Source organism: Ensifer sp. ENS11, from assembly GCF_014851895.1.
GTDB lineage: Bacteria > Pseudomonadota > Alphaproteobacteria > Rhizobiales > Rhizobiaceae > Ensifer > Ensifer canadensis.
This window is the reverse complement of the sequence record NZ_JACVAN010000027.1, coordinates 39,505-55,133: the sequence shown is the minus strand read 5'-3', so window position 1 is coordinate 55,133 and position 15,629 is coordinate 39,505. Positions and strand designations below refer to the sequence as shown.

The 15,629-nt window shown below is 64.5% G+C and carries 14 protein-coding genes; 7 read left to right on the top strand and 7 right to left on the bottom strand.

Going from position 1 to position 15,629, the window contains the following annotated elements; translation table 11 throughout:
* Positions 1-82 precede the first annotated feature (82 nt).
* The 6 genes from hmgA (at position 83) to IB264_RS30770 (ending at position 6,409) form a co-directional block, all read left to right on the top strand.
* Complete coding sequence (gene hmgA / locus IB264_RS30795) at positions 83-1,450, top strand: homogentisate 1,2-dioxygenase (RefSeq protein WP_025424953.1); 1,368 nt, start codon at positions 83-85, stop codon at positions 1,448-1,450.
* Complete coding sequence (locus tag IB264_RS30790) at positions 1,447-2,316, top strand: MBL fold metallo-hydrolase (RefSeq protein WP_192434858.1); 870 nt, start codon at positions 1,447-1,449, stop codon at positions 2,314-2,316. The genes hmgA and IB264_RS30790 overlap by 4 nt, the downstream gene beginning before the upstream one ends.
* A gap of 12 nt (positions 2,317-2,328) precedes the next feature.
* A complete protein-coding gene (locus tag IB264_RS30785; RefSeq protein ID WP_025424951.1) occupies positions 2,329-3,345 on the top strand; it encodes a fumarylacetoacetate hydrolase family protein in 1,017 nt (338 codons plus the stop codon).
* A 32-nt stretch (positions 3,346-3,377) separates the two neighbouring features.
* Positions 3,378-4,016: a maleylacetoacetate isomerase gene (gene maiA / locus IB264_RS30780; protein ID WP_025424950.1), complete on the top strand. Its 639-nt coding sequence runs from the start codon at positions 3,378-3,380 to the stop codon at positions 4,014-4,016.
* Positions 4,017-4,181: 165 nt separating this feature from the next.
* Positions 4,182-5,066, top strand: a complete 885-nt coding sequence (gene purU / locus IB264_RS30775) for a formyltetrahydrofolate deformylase (protein ID WP_025424949.1) — start codon at positions 4,182-4,184, stop codon at positions 5,064-5,066.
* Positions 5,067-5,227: 161 nt separating this feature from the next.
* On the top strand, positions 5,228-6,409 hold the full coding sequence (locus tag IB264_RS30770; RefSeq protein WP_025424948.1) for an acetyl-CoA C-acyltransferase: 1,182 nt from the start codon (positions 5,228-5,230) through the stop codon (positions 6,407-6,409).
* Between the two features lie 194 nt (positions 6,410-6,603).
* Here IB264_RS30770 and lpdA read toward each other — a convergent pair whose 3' ends face one another.
* The 5 genes from lpdA to IB264_RS30745 all read right to left on the bottom strand — a co-directional run bounded on the left by lpdA (position 6,604) and on the right by IB264_RS30745 (position 13,201).
* Positions 6,604-7,998 (bottom strand): dihydrolipoyl dehydrogenase, encoded by a 1,395-nt coding sequence (lpdA, locus tag IB264_RS30765; RefSeq protein ID WP_025424947.1) that lies wholly within the window; start codon positions 7,996-7,998, stop codon positions 6,604-6,606.
* A 7-nt stretch (positions 7,999-8,005) separates the two neighbouring features.
* Positions 8,006-9,289, bottom strand: coding sequence for a dihydrolipoamide acetyltransferase family protein (locus IB264_RS30760; RefSeq protein ID WP_025424946.1), 1,284 nt, complete (start codon positions 9,287-9,289; stop codon positions 8,006-8,008).
* A 2-nt stretch (positions 9,290-9,291) separates the two neighbouring features.
* Positions 9,292-10,305 carry an alpha-ketoacid dehydrogenase subunit beta gene (locus IB264_RS30755; RefSeq protein ID WP_025424945.1) on the bottom strand — a complete coding sequence of 338 codons (1,014 nt, stop codon included), beginning with the start codon at positions 10,303-10,305 and terminating at the stop codon, positions 9,292-9,294.
* A gap of 1 nt (position 10,306) precedes the next feature.
* A complete protein-coding gene (locus tag IB264_RS30750) occupies positions 10,307-11,539 on the bottom strand; it encodes a 3-methyl-2-oxobutanoate dehydrogenase (2-methylpropanoyl-transferring) subunit alpha (protein WP_025424944.1) in 1,233 nt (410 codons plus the stop codon).
* A 330-nt stretch (positions 11,540-11,869) separates the two neighbouring features.
* Complete coding sequence (locus IB264_RS30745) at positions 11,870-13,201, bottom strand: FAD-binding oxidoreductase (RefSeq protein ID WP_025424943.1); 1,332 nt, start codon at positions 13,199-13,201, stop codon at positions 11,870-11,872.
* A gap of 186 nt (positions 13,202-13,387) precedes the next feature.
* Between IB264_RS30745 and IB264_RS30740 the strand changes: the two genes are divergently transcribed.
* Positions 13,388-13,786 carry a winged helix-turn-helix domain-containing protein gene (locus IB264_RS30740; protein WP_025424942.1) on the top strand — a complete coding sequence of 133 codons (399 nt, stop codon included), beginning with the start codon at positions 13,388-13,390 and terminating at the stop codon, positions 13,784-13,786.
* Here IB264_RS30740 and modC read toward each other — a convergent pair.
* Complete coding sequence (gene modC / locus IB264_RS30735) at positions 13,761-14,834, bottom strand: molybdenum ABC transporter ATP-binding protein (protein WP_025424941.1); 1,074 nt, start codon at positions 14,832-14,834, stop codon at positions 13,761-13,763. The genes IB264_RS30740 and modC overlap by 26 nt on opposite strands.
* Entirely contained in the window at positions 14,831-15,532 is a 702-nt protein-coding gene (modB, locus tag IB264_RS30730; protein WP_025424940.1) for a molybdate ABC transporter permease subunit, read from the bottom strand. Before modB ends, modC begins: the two co-directional genes overlap by 4 nt.
* Positions 15,533-15,629 lie beyond the last annotated feature (97 nt).

The window sequence follows — 15,629 nt, the reverse complement described above, 5'->3', positions numbered from 1 at the left end:
CCATATGTATAGAACGTGCCGTGGACTTCCGGGATCAGCCGTGATCCTCGATGGGCAGGCACCAGAGGAGGAGGTTGAGGTCATGTTGGACAAGGCACAGAAGCAGGCGGGCGCCGGGTCGACTGCTGATCAGTCGCTTGATTACATGCCGGGGTTCGGCAACGATTTCGAGACCGAAAGCCTGCCGGGCGCCTTGCCGCAGGGCCAGAACAGTCCGCAGAAATGCGCCTACGGTCTTTATGCCGAACAGCTCTCCGGTTCGCCCTTCACCGCGCCGCGCGGCACCAATGAGCGCTCCTGGCTCTACCGTATTCGCCCGAGCGTGCGTCACACCGGGCGGTTCCAGAAAATCGACTATCCGTACTGGAAGACCGGGCCGCATGTGGCCGATCATTCGCTGGCTCTTGGCCAGTTGCGCTGGGGGCCGCTGCCGGCGCCGTCGGAAAAATTGAACTTCCTCGAAGGCATCCGCACCATGACGACGGCCGGCGACGCGCTGACGCAGGGCGGCATGGCAGCCCACGCCTATGCCTTCAACGCCGATATGGTCGACGACTATTTCTTCAACGCCGACGGCGAGCTTTTGATCGTGCCGGAATGCGGCGCCATCCAGGTGTTCACCGAACTCGGCAAGATGGATGTCGAGCCTTCGGAGATCTGCCTGGTGCCGCGCGGCACCATGTTCAAGGTGACCAGGCTTGGCGACGAAAAGGTCTGGCGCGGTTACATCTGCGAAAACTACGGCGCCAAGTTCACACTGCCGGATCGCGGTCCGATCGGCGCCAACTGCCTTGCCAATCCGCGCGACTTCAAGACGCCGGTAGCTGCATATGAAGAAAAGGAAACGCCCTGCCGCGTGCATGTGAAGTGGTGCGGCGCCTTCCACGTCACCGAGATCGGCCATTCGCCACTCGACGTCATCGCCTGGCATGGCAATTACGCGCCCTATAAATACGATCTCAGGACCTTTTCGCCTGTTGGAGCGATCCTGTTCGATCATCCTGATCCGTCGATCTTCACCGTGCTCACCGCGCCGTCGGGCGAGGAGGGAACGGCGAATGTCGATTTCGTCATCTTCCCGCCGCGCTGGCTGGTGGCCGAACACACCTTCCGGCCGCCCTGGTATCACCGCAACATCATGAGCGAGTTCATGGGCCTGATCTATGGTCGCTATGATGCCAAGGAGGAGGGCTTCGTGCCCGGCGGCATGAGCCTGCACAACATGATGCTGGCCCACGGGCCGGACGCATCAGGTTACGACAAGGCGACAAACAGCGAGTTGAAACCGGTGAAGCTCGATCATACGATGGCCTTCATGTTCGAAACCCGCTTTCCGCAGCAATTGACCCGCTTCGCCGCCGAACTGGAGACGTTGCAGGACAACTACATCGATTGCTGGACCGATCTGAAAAAGCGCTTCAACGGCACGCCGGAAGGCGACTGGTCTTGAGAGCACGCCTGGTTCTGCTCGGCAGCAAGGGTGGCCCGGCAATCCGTCCGGGCGGCCCTTCGCCGACCTCGTCCTTGCTTGAAATCGGCGGCCGCACTGTGGTTGTCGACTGCGGCCTCGGCGTCACCCGCGGCCTCACCGATGCCGGCGTCAGCCTCAAAGCGCTGGATTTGATCTTCATCACCCATCTGCATTCCGATCACGTGCTCGAGCTCGGGCCCTTGATCCACACCGCTTGGACCGCCGGTCTCGCAACGACCGTGCGCGTCTTCGGCCCGCCGGGAACCCGCGACTACTGGCACGGCTTTCTGCAGGCGATGAAATTCGACATCGTTATCCGCGTCATCGACGAGGGCCGGCCCGATCTGCGCCAACTCGTCGACATCGTCGAATTTGCCGAGGGCCCGGTCCTGGCCGAAGGCGACCTGGCGGTGTCGGCGCTGCGCGTCGATCATCCGCCGGTGACCGATTGCTTCGCGCTGCGGTTCGACCATGCGGAGGCGAGCGTGGTATTTTCGGCCGACACGGCCTATTTCGCGCCGCTCGCCGATTTCGCTGATCGTGCCGACATTCTGGTGCATGAGGCAATGCTGACAGAGGGCGTCGATCGGCTGGTGGCGCGCACCGGCAACGGCGCGCGGCTGAAGGAGCACCTGCTGGCAAGCCACAGTTTTGCCGGAGAGGCCGGTGCGATTGCCACGGCGGCCGGCGTCGGGCGGTTGGTGCTGCATCATCTCATCCCGGCCGACGATCCTGAAATCACGCACGCTCATTGGACGGCTGCCACGCGCAAAAGCTGGACCGGTGCCTTGACGATCGCGTCTGACGGCCTTGTTGTGGAACTTGCGGACGAATCGTCTGCGTAGAGGGAGGATTGCATGAAACTGGCGACACTCAAGGATGGCTCGCGTGACGGAAAACTCGCGGTCGTCTCCCGCGATCTCACCCGCTGCTCGGAGGTCGGGCACATTGCCCGCACGCTGCAGGCCGCACTCGACGACTGGGCACATACAGGGCCGCGGCTCGAGCGCGTTGCCGAAGGCATCGAAACCGGTGCGCAGCCAACGGTCCGCTTCCACGAGCACGATGCGCTTTCGCCGTTGCCGCGCGCCTATCAGTGGGCGGACGGTTCAGCCTACGTCAATCACGTCGAGCTGGTGCGAAAAGCCCGCAACGCCGAGATGCCGGCGAGCTTCTGGACCGATCCGCTGATCTACCAGGGCGGCTCGGACAGCTTCATTGCGCCGCGCGATCCGATCCTGATGGCGGATGAAAGCTGGGGCGTCGACATGGAAGGCGAGATCGCCGTCGTCGTCGACGACGTGGCGATGGGTGCCTCGATCGAAGAGGCGCGCGCCGCCATTCGGCTGGTGATGCTGGTCAACGACGTGTCGCTGCGCGGTCTTATCCCGGCCGAACTCGCCAAGGGTTTCGGTTTCTATCAGTCGAAGCCGTCGTCTGCCTTCTCGCCGGTCGCCGTCACGCCGGATGAATTGGGCGACGCCTGGGATGGCGGCAAGCTGCATCTGCCGCTTCATGTCGACCTCAACGGCAAGCCTTTCGGCCGCGCGGACGCCGGCGTCGACATGACCTTCGATTTCGGCCAACTGATTGCGCACGCGGCCAAGACGCGGCCGCTTGCATCGGGCACGATCATCGGTTCGGGCACCGTCTCCAACAAGCTCGACCGTGGTCCCGGAAAACCGGTCTCCGAAGGTGGCGCCGGCTACTCCTGCATTGCCGAGCTGCGCATGATCGAGACCATCGTTGGCGGCGCGCCCAAGACGCACTTCCTGCGCTTCGGCGACATCGTGCGCATCGAGATGAAGGACAAGGCGGGCCATTCGATCTTCGGTGCGATCGAGCAGTCGGTCGGGCCTTACGAAAAGGCCTGATTGTGGGCAGCGCACGCGACGAGGATAGCAGCATGGCCGAGACCGATCTCTATGACTATTGGCGGTCCTCGGCGAGCTACCGTGTCCGCATCGCGCTGAACAGTCTCGGCGAGACCTATCGATCGGTGCCGGTGGACCTGCTTGCCAGGGGCCATCGGCAAGCGGAACATCTCGACCGCAATCCGCAGGGGCTCTTGCCCGTGCTCGACATCGATGGCGAGCGGTTCACGCAATCGCTCGCCATCATCGAGTATCTGGCGGAAACGCGGGAAGCGGCCGGCTTCCTGCCTGATGATGCGGTGGGGCGGCAGCGCGTGCGCGCGCTGTCCTACGCGATCGCGATGGACATCCATCCCGTCTGCAATCTCGGCGTCGTATCCTTCGTCATGGCCAATGCTGCAGACGGCGAGGCCGCGCGCCGCGACTGGATGCGCAAGTTCATCGGCGAGGGCTTGGCGGCGTTCGAGCGCCTGCTCGACCACCCGTCAACCGGGAGCTTCTGCCACGGCGACAGCCCCGGCATGGCCGATTTCTGCCTGGTGCCGCAGGTCTACAATGCCCGTCGCTGGGACGTCGATCTTTCCGCCTGCCCGAAACTTGTCGCCATCGACCAGCGCTGCGCGGAGATCGACGCGTTTGCCCGCGCCCATCCCGATCGCACCCCGCGCTAGCCAATCCAGGCGCCATTCACAAAGCCGCACCGGTGCCGGCTGGCCGGTTCCGTCCAGCCGATGTCGCGAATGGATCGACAGCCGGGCGAAGGCCGCGCTAGTTTTCGCGGTGACTGGCCGTATAAGGGGGGCCGGAAAAACCTCTGGAGCGAGAGACAGATACCGATGAAAAGCTATGTGCTGACCGTCACCTGCAAGTCCACCCGCGGCATCGTTGCCGCCATTACCGGTTATCTCGCGGAAAAAGGCTGTTATATCACCGACAGTTCGCAGTTCGACGACCTGCAGACGGGCCTGTTCTTCATGCGCCTGACCTTCATCAGCCAGGACGGCGTCAAGCTCGACGAGCTGAAGGAAGGCTTTGCGCCTGTTGTCAAGCGGTTCGACATGACCTGCGAGATCCGCGACAGCGAAGAGCGCATGAAAGTGCTGCTGATGGTGTCGCGTTTCGGCCATTGCCTCAACGACCTGCTCTACCGCTGGAAGATCGGCGCCTTGCCGATCGATATCGTCGGCGTCATCTCCAACCACTTCGATTACCAGAAGGTGGTCGTCAACCACGACATCCCCTTCCACCACATCAAGGTGACCAAGGAGAACAAGCCGCAGGCCGAAGCACGCATGCTGGAGATCGTCGAGCAGACGGACGCCGATCTGGTCGTGCTCGCCCGCTACATGCAGGTTCTGTCCGACCAACTCTGCAAGAAGATGTCCGGCCGGATCATCAATATCCACCATTCCTTCCTGCCGTCGTTCAAGGGCGCGAACCCCTACAAGCAGGCCTATGAGCGCGGCGTGAAGCTGATCGGTGCGACGGCGCACTATGTCACCGCGGATCTCGACGAGGGTCCGATCATCGAGCAGGACATCGCCCGCATCACCCATGCCCAGAGCGCCGAGGACTATGTCTCGATCGGCCGCGACGTCGAAAGTCAGGTGCTGGCGCGCGCCGTACACGCCCATATCCATCATCGCTGCTTCATCAACGGCAACCGCGTCGTCGTCTTCCCGGCGAGCCCCGGCAGCTATGCTTCCGAGCGCATGGGCTGATTGCCGGCCGGCAGCCCGACCTGCCATCGCCGGGCGTTGTCCCGGCGGTGGAACACGTGAAAATCCGATCCGGTCGCTGGCGCCAACAAGTCGCGTTGCACTGCACAATCGCTGCGCTATAGTCGCTTCCAACCGCGAGAGAGGCGGTGCAGGAGGAAGACATGGACAAGCTTGACCCGGTCGTCATCGTTTCGGCGGCACGCACACCGATGGGCGCCTTTCAGGGCGGCCTCAAGGATTTGACGGCGCCGGAGATCGGCGCCATCGCGCTGAAGGCGGCGCTTGCGCGCGCCGGCCTCGATGCCGTCGACGAAGTGCTGATGGGCAATGTACTGCCCGCGGGCGTCGGCCAGAACCCGGCGCGCCAGGCGGCACTCGGCGCCGGCCTCGGCATGGAAACGCCGTCGACCACGATTTCGAAAGTTTGCGGTTCGGGCATGAAGGCGCTGATGCTCGGCCATGACACGCTGCTTTCCGGCGGCGCCACGGCGCTTGCGGTCGGCGGCATGGAGTCGATGACCAATGCGCCCTATCTACTGCCCAAGGCACGCGGCGGTTTTCGCCTCGGCCACGGCGAAGTCAAGGATCACATGTTCCTCGACGGTCTCGAGGATGCCTATTCCGGTCGGCTGATGGGCACCTATGCCGAAGATACGGCCGAGCACTACCAGTTCTCCCGCGAGGATCAGGATGCCTTTGCCCTGCGTTCGCTGGAACGCGCCGTGAAGGCATTGGAGGATGGTTCGTTTGCCGAGGAGACGGTTGCGATCAACGGCGCCGGCAAGCGACAGACCGTAACGCTTGACCACGATGAGCAGCCCGGAAAGGCGGACCCGGCAAAAATCCCGAAGCTGAAGCCGGCGTTCCGTGAAAACGGCAGCGTGACGGCCGCCAACTCCTCCTCGATCTCAGACGGTGCGGCAGCGCTCATCCTGATGCGCGCAAGCGAGGCGGAGAAGCGTGGGCTGACGCCGCTTGCGATCGTTGCCGGCCATGCCGGTCATGCGCAGGAGCCAGCCTGGTTCACCACCGCGCCGATCGGAGCCATTGAGAAGCTGCTGTCAAAGCTCGATTGGGAAAAGAACAGCGTCGGGCTCTATGAAATCAACGAAGCCTTCGCCGTGGTTGCCATGGCTGCGGTCCGCGACCTCGGCCTTTCCGATGACATCGTCAACATCCACGGCGGCGCCTGCGCGCTCGGCCACCCGATCGGCGCTTCCGGCGCCCGGATCATCGTGACGCTTCTGCACGCGATGCGCGCCAAGGGCGTCAGGCGCGGCATCGCCTCCCTCTGCATCGGCGGCGGCGAGGCGACGGCGGTGGGGCTGGAGTTGTTGCAGTAAGGGGGGCATTGTCGCCGCCCTCATTCCTGTGCTTGTCACAGGAATCCAGCAGCGCCGCGTCTGCGGCGCTGAAGGGCTTCTTTCCTCCGAAGAGCTGAATGCGCGATGACGATTCATTCACGGCGCCGACGCGCCGTAGCTGGATTCCTGTGACAAGCACAGGGATGAGGTGAGAGGAGATCGTCTCTCGCCGTTCAGATATGCAGCGCGTGGCCCAAAGCCTTGAGGGCCGCCTCCTGGAACGCTTCCGATTGCGTTGGGTGAGCATGGATCGTGCCGGCGATGTCTTCTAGGCGCGCGCCCATCTCAATCGCAAGTCCGAAGCTTGCCGAAAGCTCGGACACGCCGTGGCCAACGGCCTGGATGCCGAGGACCAGATGGTTGTCGGCGCGCGCGACGACGCGCACGAAACCGTCCTCCGACAGCGTCGTCATGGCGCGGCCGTTCGCCTGGAAGGGAAACTGGCCGATCTTGATCTCGATGCCGCTGGCACGGGCTTCTTCCGGCGATAGTCCTGATGTCACGATCTCCGGGTCGGTGAAGCAGACGGCGGGAATGCAGCGCTTGTCCCAGGCGCGTTTGTTGCCGGCGACGATCTCCGCGACCATTTCCCCTTGCGCCATGGCGCGGTGGGCCAGCATCGGCTCGCCGGTGACGTCGCCGATCGCATAGATGCCGCGCATCGACGTGCGGCACTGGTCGTCGATGCGGATGAATTTTCCGGCGCGGTCGAGATCGATTTCTTCAAGCCCAAAACCTTCGGTCACGGGTTTGCGGCCGACCGTCACCAGAACCTTTTCCGCCGGTACCTCGATCGGCCGACCATTGTGCTCGGCAAGCAGGCTCTTGCCGTCGGCGGAGAGCCCCTTGGCAACTGTCTGGGTGAACACTTCGATGCCGAGTTCGCCGAGCCGCTTGGCAATCGGCTTCGACAGATCGGCGTCATATTGCGGCAGGATGCGCGTCTGCGCCTCGAGCACGGTGACGTGAGCGCCGAGCTTGGCAAAGGCGGTGCCGAGTTCCAGTCCGATGTAACCGCCACCGATGACGGCAACGCTGGCCGGCACGCTTTTCAACGACAGCGCCTCGGTCGACGAAATGATCGAGCCGCCGAACGGCATGTCGGGAAGCTCGATCGGCGCCGAGCCGGTGGCAATCACGATCGCGTCGGCGCGAATGCGCTGCAGGCCGATCTCGGTCTCGACATCGACCGTCTTGCCGTCGACGAAACGGGCGACGCCGATGACGGCCTTAACGCCTGCCTTCTTCAGAAGGCCGGTGACACCGCCGTTCAGCCGGCCGACGATGCCGTCCTTCCAGGCAACGGTGCGGGCGAGATCGATCGTCGGGTTGGCGAGCGACAGGCCGAGCGGACTGCGGCCGGAGGCAGCCGAGCGCAACTTATGGAATTCGTCGGCGGCGTGGATGAGCGCCTTGGACGGGATGCAGCCGACATTGAGGCAGGTACCGCCGGCCTTCGCCTTCTCGACGATGACGGTGTCGACGCCGAGCTGGCCAGCGCGGATGGCGCAGATGTAGCCGCCGGGGCCGGCACCGATGACGAGCAGCTTGCAGGAAATTTCCTTCATGATCGCCTCATGCCTCCACGAAAATCAGCGCTGGCGTTTCGAGCAGAGCCTTCAGCCGCTGCACGAAGGTGGCCGCATCCCAGCCATCGATGACGCGATGGTCGAAGCTCGACGACAGGTTCATGATCTTGCGCGGTACGAATTGCGCACCGTCCCAGACCGGGCGAACCGCCAGCTTGTTGACGCCAACGATCGCGACCTCGGGGTGGTTGATAACAGGGGTCGTGACGATGCCGCCGAGTGCGCCGAGCGAGGAGATGGTGATGGTCGAGCCGGTGAGCTCGTCGCGGGTCGCGGTGCCAGTACGGGCCGCTTCCGCCAGCCGGTTGAGCTCGACGGCGCAATCCCAGATGCCGCGCGCTTCGGCGTGGCGCACGACCGGCACGGTCAGGCCCGCCGGCGTCTGCGTGGCGATGCCGATATGTACCGCGTGGTGACGGTTGATGATGCCGGCGCCATCGTCGAAGGTGGAGTTCACACCCGGCAGATCGGCGATCGCCCGCACAAGCGCGCGCATCAGATAGGGCAGGATCGTCAGCTTCGGCTGATCCGGCTTGCGATCGCGGTTCATCATGGTGCGCAGGTCTTCGAGTGCTGTCATGTCGACCTCCTCCACATAGGTGATGTGGGGGATGCGCGAGGTCGACAGCGTCATCTTCTCGGCGATGCGGCGGCGTAGACCGGTCACCTTGATCTCGTCGATGGCGGTCTTGCGCACGAGCCCGGCAGGGACTGCCACCGGCTGCGCGCCACGGGCAAGAAACTGGTCGAGATCATCATGGGTGATGCGCCCGGCAGGCCCGGTGCCGGTCACCTGGCGCAGGTCGACTCCGCTTTCGCGGGCGCGCAGGCGCACGGCGGGGGAGGCCAGTGCCTTCTCCAGGCGCTCGGATGAAACATGCACGCCGTTCTTGGCCGGGGCCGCCGTCTTCGCCTCGACCTTTGCCGGTTGGCTCGGTGTTGCGGCCGGGGCTTCGGTCTTCGGCACCGGTTTTTCCTCCGCCTTGGCCGCTGGCTTTTCTTCGGCCGCAAGAGCCTCCGTGCCTTCGCCGGCGATTTCGATGCGAACGAGAGGGGCCTTGACCGCCACCGTGTCGCCGATCTCGGCACCGAGCCAGAGCACCGTGCCGTTGACCGGTGAGGGGATCTCGACCGTCGCCTTGTCGGTCATGACGGCGGCGAGGATCATGTCCTCGCGCACGGGATCACCGGGTTTCACATGCCATTCGACCAGTTCGGCCTCGGCCACGCCTTCGCCGACATCCGGCATCTTGATTACGAATTCGCCCATGCTCAGGCCTCCATCACTTCGACGAGCGCGCGTCCGACGCGCGCCGGGCCGGGGAAATAGTCCCACTCCTGGGCATGCGGGTAGGGTGTGTCCCAGCCGGCGACGCGCACGACGGGGGCTTCCAGATGGTAGAAGCAATACTCCTGGACGAGGGAGGCGATTTCGCCGCCGAAGCCCGATGTCAGCGTCGCCTCATGCACGACGACGCAGCGGCCGGTCTTTTCGACCGACTGGACGATGGCGTCGAGATCGAGCGGCAGCAGGCTGCGCAGGTCGATCACCTCGGCGTCGATGCCGGTTTCTTCCACTGCTGCCAGCGCCACATGCACCATGGTGCCATAGGCGACGACGGTGACGGCCGAGCCCTTGCGACGCACTTCCGCCTTGCCGATCGGGATCGTGTAATGCCCCTCCGGCACCTCGCCGAGATCGTGTTTCGACCAGGGGATGACGGGCCGGTCGTGATGGCCGTCGAAGGGACCGTTATAGAGCCGCTTCGGCTCCAGGAACATCACCGGATCGGGGTCTTCGATCGAGGCGATCAGCAGGCCCTTGGCGTCATAGGGATTGGACGGCACCACGACCTTGAGGCCGCAGACATGGGTGAACAGCGCTTCCGGGCTCTGGCTGTGCGTCTGGCCGCCGAAGATGCCGCCGCCGGTCGGCATGCGCAGCACGATCGGGCAGGTGAAGTCGCCGTTGGAGCGATAGCGGATGCGGGCTGCTTCCTGGGTGATCTGGTCGTAGGCGGGGTACATGTAGTCGGCAAACTGGATCTCGACGCAGGGTTTCAGCCCGTAGGCCGCCATGCCGATTGCCGTGCCGACGATGCCGCTTTCGCTGATCGGCGCGTCGAAGCAGCGGGTCTTGCCATATTTCGCCTGAAGCCCTTGCGTGCAGCGGAAGACGCCGCCGAAGTAACCGACGTCCTCGCCGAAGACGACGACATTGTCATCGCGCCCCATGGAGACGTCCATGGCGCTGCGCACGGCCTCGATCATTGTCATTCTGGCCATATCAGTATCCTGCCTTCTGGCGCTGGCGGCGAATATGTGGCGGCATCTCGGCGTAGACGCCTTCGAAGATGTCGCGCACCGATGGCTTGCCGCCGGCATGCAAGGTGCCGTGGCCTTCTGCCTGCTTTTGCGCCTGGATCACCGCGTCGACGATCTCGGCTTCCGCCTGGGTGTGGCGCTCTTCCGACCAGGCGCCACGCAGGATCAGGTGCTTTTTCAGCCGGAGGACCGGGTCGCCGAGTGGCCAGGCTTCCGATTCCGTCTTCGGCCGGTAGGCGCTCGGATCGTCGGAGGTGGAATGTGCTCCGACCCGGTAGGTGACATATTCGATCACCGTCGGGCCGAGGTTGCGCCGGGCGCGCTCCGCCGCCCATTTGGCGACCGCATAGACGGCGAGATAGTCGTTGCCGTCGACGCGCAGTGCCGGGATGCCGAAGCCGAGGCCGCGGGCGGCAAAGGTGCCGGAGCCGCCGCGGGCGATGCCCTGGAAGGTCGAGATCGCCCACTGATTGTTGACGATGTTGAGGATAACAGGCGCCTTGTAGGTGGAGGCGAAGACGAGCGCTGAGTGGAAGTCGGATTCCGCCGTCGAGCCGTCGCCGATCCAAGCGGCCGCGATCTTGGTGTCGTTCTTGATCGCCGAGGCCATGGCCCAGCCGACAGCCTGGACATATTGCGTGGCGAGGTTGCCGGAGATGGTGAAGAAGCCATGTTCCTTGGAGGAATACATGATCGGCAACTGGCGGCCGCGCAACGGATCGCTCTCGTTCGAGAAGATCTGGTTCATCATCTCGACCATCGGGTATTCGTCGGCGATCAATAGGCCCGCCTGGCGATAGGTCGGGAAGTTCATGTCGCCCTTGTTCAGCGCCTTGCGGAAGGCGCAGCTGACCGCCTCTTCGCCCAGATGCTGCATGTAGAACGAGGTCTTGCCCTGCCGCTGCGCCATGACCATGCGCGCATCGAAGGCGCGCAGCGTCATCATGTGCTTGAGGCCGGCCAAGAGTTCGTCGTCCGACAACAGCCCGGCCCAGGGGCCGACCGCCTCACCGTCGCGGTTGAGTACGCGGATGATCGAATAGGCGAGGTCGCGGATCTCTTCCGGGGCGACATCGATTTCCGGCCTCGGAACGGAGCCCGCCTTCGGAATCTTGACGTTGGAAAAGTCCGGCTCGCCACCCGGCCGGACGGCCGGTTCGGGGACATGCAGGCTAAGTCGATCGGGATCGCTCATGCGGTTTCCGGCCTCCCTCCGGAGTGCGCGACGCGCACCAGTCAGCATCGGGGAAAACGGGATGTCGCCGCATGGCAAAAGTGGGCGGGACCACCTGCGGGCTCCTCCGCCCCAGATCGTCACGCCTTCCTCCTCAGCCCGTTCTCCCGACGGGAATGCACACAGACTGCCATGAGTTCAGGGGCTTATGAAGGCCTTTCGGCCGCCCGGGCTGCTTGCAGCAGAAGAAAGACAGATTCCTGCCATCGCCATGCCAGCGGCAGATGCGGCTGCGATTCCAGGTCCGGCTCACGCGTAATTTTCTTGCGCGACCACTTGCCGTTCGGATGATCAAACCGGCGGAGCGATGGTGATCGGGGTGCCGTCGGAGAAACGTGAGAGGCGAAAAGGTGTGGGGTCGACGATCGGTTTTTGACCGGTAACGAGGTCGGCGACCAGATGTCCGGCCCCTGGGCCGATGCCGAAGCCATGGCCGGAAAATCCTGCGGCGACGACCAGGCCGGGCAGGCTTTCGACCGTAGAAATCACCGGCACGGCGTCGGGCGTGACGTCGATCAGGCCGGCCCAGACCTGCTGTACGCGAGCGTCGCGGAGGGACGGCAATGCCTTTTTTGCTTCATCGAATGCGCGCAGCGCGGAATGCTGATCGGGTTGCGGATCCAGCACCCGGTGCCGCTCGAAGGCGCCTGGGCGGTTGAGTGGAACGGAACCGATCTCGAAGAGTTCGCGCCAGCTCTGGGCACTGAGGCCGACCTGGACGGAATCGCCCTCGGCCTTCCGCGCCGGTTGGAAATCGCGGAAAAAGGCGACACTATCAGGCACAACGGGGTGCAGATTGGCGCCACCGTCGGCAATCGTGTAGCCGCCGTCGAGGCGTTTGCGATAGGCGTAGCTGCCCGTCGCGCCCGCGCCCTCGGGGCCGCCCGATACCGCACTGGTCCGGAGCACTGTGTTGCGCACTTTCAGTTGCGGCAGCCGGATGCCGAGCCCCTTGAGGAAGAGGCGTGACCAGGCGCCCCCGGCCACGACCACGGTCGCGGTTTCGATCCGGCCCTTCTCGGTGACGACGGCACTGATCCGGCCGGCCGTCCTCTCGACACCGCGGACGGCACAGCCGGACAGAACGCGGGCGCCGGCGCGCCTGGCTCCGGCAACGATTGCCGGTACCGCCTTTTGCGGTTCGGCCCTGCCGTCGCTCGGCGTGTGCAGCGCGCCCCAGTAGCGGATGCCTGCGCCCGGCATCAGGTCTTGTGTTTCTTCGGCCCCGATCTGCCGGCTGTCGACGCCATAGGGTCTTGCCATGGCAAGCCACGCATCGCGGTTGGCGATATCGGCATCGTTTTCGGAGATGTAGAGGATGCCGCTGCGGCGAAAGCCGGTTTCGCCTGCAACGCGGGCATCGAGCGTATCCCAGATCTTCAGCGCTTCGATCGCCAGCGGTATCTCCCGTTCGTCACGGCCCATGACGCGCACCCAACCCCAGTTGCGGCTCGACTGTTCCGCTCCGGGCACACCCTTTTCGCAGAGCACAACATCGATGCCGCGTTCGGCGAGAAACAGTGCGGTGCTGGCACCGATGATGCCGCCACCGACGATGACGACATCGGCTTTCGCCGGTTGGATCTGATCGGTTTCGACGGCATCGAGAGGGGGACCGGGCATGAGGGCAAGCTTTCAGGCGGGGTTTTGCGGACGCGCCATCGGTACATGCCGGCATCGCCAGATCAAGGCCCGGATTCTAGCCTTTCTGCACCCTTGATGTTTTGCCCGGTTCGGCCGATGTGAAATCGGCCGGGCCTGGCTTCAGACCGACTTTCGATTTGGCGCGCAAACTTCTATGTTTCGCGCATGAGTGACCGACCCGACGACCTTCGCCCTATTCTGCGCATCGACTTTCCGCCAGGGGACCGACTTGGGCGCGGCAAGATCATGCTTTTGGAACTCATCCGCGAGACCGGATCGATCTCGGCTGCCGGCCGCGCTATGGACATGTCCTACCGCCGGGCGTGGCTTTTGGTCGATGCGCTGAACCGGATGTTCCGGGAACCGTCGGTCGAAAGCCAGCGTGGCGGCAAACAGGGTGGTGGTGCGATGCTGACACCGTTCGGCGAAACGCTGATCCGCCGTTATCGCGAAATGGAGGCGAAGGCGAAGGCCGCCATCGCCGATGATCTCGCCTGGCTGGAGGCAGTCCGCGATCGGGAGCAGGCGAGTGCGCCTGTCAGTGATCGATCGCCACGGACTTGATGATCGCGTGGACCGGCTTGCCCTGATAAAGCTGGAGCGCATCGCGTGAAAAGGTGGTGATGCGGGCGGCGATCGTCGCGCTTCCGCAGTCCACCCGCACATCGACACTGCCGTTTTCGCCCACTGTCAGGTCGACGATCGTTCCCTCCAGCACGTTTAGAGCGCTGATGCCTTCAGGACGAACCGTCGCCAGCATGACGTCGCGTGCGGCAATATGCAGGCGCAGCGCGTGCCCCGGCGCCACGTCGATCCTTTGCACCCGGATCAGCCGGTCGCCGACCCGGACGGTTGTCAGATCGTGGGTGGCGTCGTGCATCTCGACCACGCCTTCGAGCAACACGCCCGCTTCGCGCCGGCCGGTTGCCAGTGCCGCCGCCGGCGCGCTCAACACTTCGGCGGCGGCGCCCGATGCCTTTACGCGGCCGTTCTCCAGCACGACGACCCGTTGCGCCAGGCGCGCGACCTCACTCACGGAGTGGCTGACATAGACGATCGGCACGCCCGCATCGTCGCGCAATCGCTCGAGATAAGGCAGGATCTCGGCCTTACGCGCATCGTCGAGCGCGGCAAGCGGCTCGTCCATGAGCAGCAGGCGGGGGGCGGCAAGCAAAGCGCGGCCGATGGCGACGCGCTGCCGCTCGCCGCCCGAGAGCGCCGAGGGGTTGCGCTCGAGCAGATGGCCGATGCCGAGCATGTCGACGACACGCGCCATGTCGGCCGCCTTTCCTGACCTGCCGGCAAACCAGCGGCCATAGGCAAGGTTGCTGCCGACGCTTAAGTGCGGGAACAGCCGAGCTTCCTGGAAGACATAGCCGAAGCGGCGGCGATGCACCGGCGTGAAGATCCGTCGTTCGCTGTCGGCGATGATGTCGCCGTCCAGCACCACGCGGCCGCTTTCCGGCTTCATCAGTCCGGCGATGATGTTGATCAGCGAGGTCTTGCCCGAGCCCGAGCGGCCGAACAGCGCGGTGACGCCGCCGTCGGAGGTGAAGGTGGCGTCGACGGAGAAATCCCCGAGCCGATGGCGGGCTTCAACGAGAAGGCTCATGCGGCAACCGTTCGCTTGGCGGCGGCGTTTGCCAGCAGCTCCGAGAGCATCAGCGCCGCCATGGAGATGATCACCGAGATGATCGTCAGGCGCATGGCGCCGGCATCGCCGCCCGGCACCTGGGTGAAGGTGTAGATCGCAGACGACAGCGTCTGCGTTTCGCCGGGGATGTTGGAGACGAAGGTGATGGTCGCGCCGAATTCGCCCATCGCCTTGGCGAAAGCGAGGATCATGCCGGCGATGATGCCTGGCAGGATCAAGGGCAGCGTGATGGTGAAGAACACCCAGACCGGCCCGGCGCCGAGCGTGGTTGCGGCATCCTCGAGCTTGCGGTCGACCGCCTCGATCGACAGCCGGATACTGCGAACCATCAAGGGGAAGGCCATGACGGCGCAGGCGAGTGCCGCGCCGGTCCAGCGGAAGGAAAAGACGAGGCCGAAATTCTCGGCGAGAAAGGCGCCGATCGGTCCGCGACGGCCGAACAGCAGCAGCAGCAGGAAGCCGGTGACGACGGGGGGCAGGATCAGGGGCATGTGAACGAGGCCGTTTAGCGCCGTCTTGCCCCAGAAGCGTCCGCGGGCAAGCAGCATGGCGACCCCAAGCGCAAACGGCAGGCTGCAGACCATCGCAACCGTCGCCACGCGCAGGCTCAGCAGGATCGCCGTCCATTCCGCCTCGCTCAACTCCAACCAATCCAAAGTCATCCCACTCCCGGTCGAAATGCCCAGCGCCGCGCGATGTCCGCGCGGCGCTGGAGAAAGATAGATGCTTCGCCCGTTTCTGGACAGGCGCCGC

What these genes read in the sequence shown, in the direction of transcription:
- hmgA (WP_025424953.1), top strand. Translation starts at nt 83, where the DNA reads ATGTTGGACAAGGCACAGAAGCAGGCGGGCGCCGGGTCGACTGCTGAT.
- IB264_RS30785 (WP_025424951.1), top strand. Translation starts at nt 2,329, where the DNA reads ATGAAACTGGCGACACTCAAGGATGGCTCGCGTGACGGAAAACTCGCG.
- maiA (WP_025424950.1), top strand. Translation starts at nt 3,378, where the DNA reads ATGGCCGAGACCGATCTCTATGACTATTGGCGGTCCTCGGCGAGCTAC.
- purU (WP_025424949.1), top strand. Translation starts at nt 4,182, where the DNA reads ATGAAAAGCTATGTGCTGACCGTCACCTGCAAGTCCACCCGCGGCATC.
- IB264_RS30770 (WP_025424948.1), top strand. Translation starts at nt 5,228, where the DNA reads ATGGACAAGCTTGACCCGGTCGTCATCGTTTCGGCGGCACGCACACCG.
- lpdA (WP_025424947.1), bottom strand. Translation starts at nt 7,998, where the DNA reads ATGAAGGAAATTTCCTGCAAGCTGCTCGTCATCGGTGCCGGCCCCGGC.
- IB264_RS30760 (WP_025424946.1), bottom strand. Translation starts at nt 9,289, where the DNA reads ATGGGCGAATTCGTAATCAAGATGCCGGATGTCGGCGAAGGCGTGGCC.
- IB264_RS30755 (WP_025424945.1), bottom strand. Translation starts at nt 10,305, where the DNA reads ATGGCCAGAATGACAATGATCGAGGCCGTGCGCAGCGCCATGGACGTC.
- IB264_RS30750 (WP_025424944.1), bottom strand. Translation starts at nt 11,539, where the DNA reads ATGAGCGATCCCGATCGACTTAGCCTGCATGTCCCCGAACCGGCCGTC.
- IB264_RS30745 (WP_025424943.1), bottom strand. Translation starts at nt 13,201, where the DNA reads ATGCCCGGTCCCCCTCTCGATGCCGTCGAAACCGATCAGATCCAACCG.
- IB264_RS30740 (WP_025424942.1), top strand. Translation starts at nt 13,388, where the DNA reads ATGAGTGACCGACCCGACGACCTTCGCCCTATTCTGCGCATCGACTTT.
- modC (WP_025424941.1), bottom strand. Translation starts at nt 14,834, where the DNA reads ATGAGCCTTCTCGTTGAAGCCCGCCATCGGCTCGGGGATTTCTCCGTC.